This is a genomic window from Streptomyces sp. MUSC 14 (genome assembly GCF_001866675.1).
GTDB lineage: Bacteria > Actinomycetota > Actinomycetes > Streptomycetales > Streptomycetaceae > Streptomyces.
The window spans coordinates 1-1542 of sequence record NZ_MLYN01000109.1; the positions used below are offsets into that span (position 1 = coordinate 1).

Annotated in this window: 1 protein-coding gene and 1 pseudogene; both read right to left on the reverse strand. The window is 67.4% G+C overall.

The genetic code is table 11. The annotated features are described in order from the left end of the window. Positions 1-75: 75 nt before the first annotated feature. Positions 76-348: pseudogene (locus tag BIV25_RS48860) on the reverse strand (IS5/IS1182 family transposase); the annotation flags it as partial. A gap of 167 nt (positions 349-515) precedes the next feature. After that, positions 516-1406: a S41 family peptidase gene (locus tag BIV25_RS45080; protein WP_071378412.1), complete on the reverse strand. Its 891-nt coding sequence runs from the start codon at positions 1404-1406 to the stop codon at positions 516-518. Positions 1407-1542: the final 136 nt, after the last annotated feature.

Genomic DNA, 1542 nt, shown 5'->3' on the forward strand with positions numbered 1-1542 from the left:
AAACCACCGCGTTGATTCTTTACGAGCCCTTTAGGGCCTGCCGGGAAACAAGCGGCCGCGCAGACAGGCGGCCGCTCATGGTCGGCGTCGGGGACGCGCATCCCAGCGCTGGGTGGTCCACGCCCGGCGGATCAGGCTACGAACGGTGCTGATCGTATCGGCGAGGTGCCACCGCTGGGTCACCTGGACCAAGCCGGCATCCAGGTGCTCGGTGATCTTGTCGGGCAGCGGTCCAAGGACTCCCAGGAGAGCGAGAGTCGGAGGCCAGAAGAGGTGCGTCATGGCGGTTGGCGCGGCCGGGACCCGACCGAGCGGGATGCCGTAGCCGTTATTCATGTTGGCACGTTTGCCGAACACGATCCGGTCCCGCGGCGGTTCGATCAGCCATGAAGGCCGCGCAGGCACAGATTTCTCCAGTGATCGCAGAGCGTCGCAGCTCCGTGATCACGGCAGCTGTACCTGCCCCGTCCGCCCCCGGCCTCGCCGCCGCCCGTCCGCAAAACGCCGAACGCTGCTCAGCCGATCCGCGTGCGCAGGTGTTCCAGCGCCGCTTTCAGCGCGTCCCCGGCGGCGACGGCCAGGTCGGGCTCGACACCGACGCCTTCCCAGTTGGTGCCGGTGACCGGGTTGATCGAGCGGGCGGCGGGAACGGTCACGGTGACGTGCGGGGCGACCGGAATACGGTCCGTGGGGTGGGCGCCACCGCGGGTGGTCTGGCCGATCAAGGTGGCGCGCCCCAGCACCTTCAGGTTGTACGCCAGTTCCTCTCCGGCGGAGAAGGTGAGGTCGCTGGTCAGCACGGTGACCGGGCGGTCCAGGTAGCGCGGTGCGGCGAGGTGCCCGAGGGTCCAGTACTGGCGGGTCGAGTCGGTGGCCCGCTCGTAGATGTCGCTCAGGTGTACCCCGTCGTCAGCGAAGAAGTAGCTGCACCACAACTGCACGCCTTCCGGCGAGCCGCCCCGGCACTGCCGCAGGTCGATGACCAACGCCTCGGTGGGGGCCAGCAGTTGCATGGCGGCAGCGATCGCGGGACCACCCAGATCGGCGGGGGCGATCATGCGCAGGTCGAGGTAGCCGATGTTGTCGTCGAGCTGCTCCACCCGCCGGATGCCGTAGTTGCTCTCCCTTGCGTACTGCGCGAATCGGGCGCGAGCGACGTCCTCCGGCTCCTCGTCCATCGACTGTGGCTCCTCGGCCCACAACAACCGCAAATGCTTGTCCGGACAGACATTCTGGAGGTCGTCCGTGACCCGCTCGCACAGCTCCTGCACGTCCAGATCCTGATATGCGCCTTCGTCCAGCCGACGCCGGATCACCGCGTCGATGGCAGCCGTCTTTTCGGGGAACACGTAACCGGCGGTGATATGGGCCAGCGCGGCTTCGAGTATCTCGTGATGAGTCGTCATGCGCGCGATGGTATTTACGGGTCGAACGAATACCCAGCGGGTTTCACGGCTGCTGCTTCACGTGCTTCACGTGCTTCACGTGCTCCGCCGGCGACGGCCGTCGATGGCCGTCGAGGGCCGTCGAGGGCCGTCGAGG

Bases quoted from the DNA above. Each gene is read 5' to 3' on its own strand.
- BIV25_RS45080 (WP_071378412.1), bottom strand. From the start codon at position 1,406: ATGACGACTCATCACGAGATACTCGAAGCCGCGCTGGCCCATATCACC.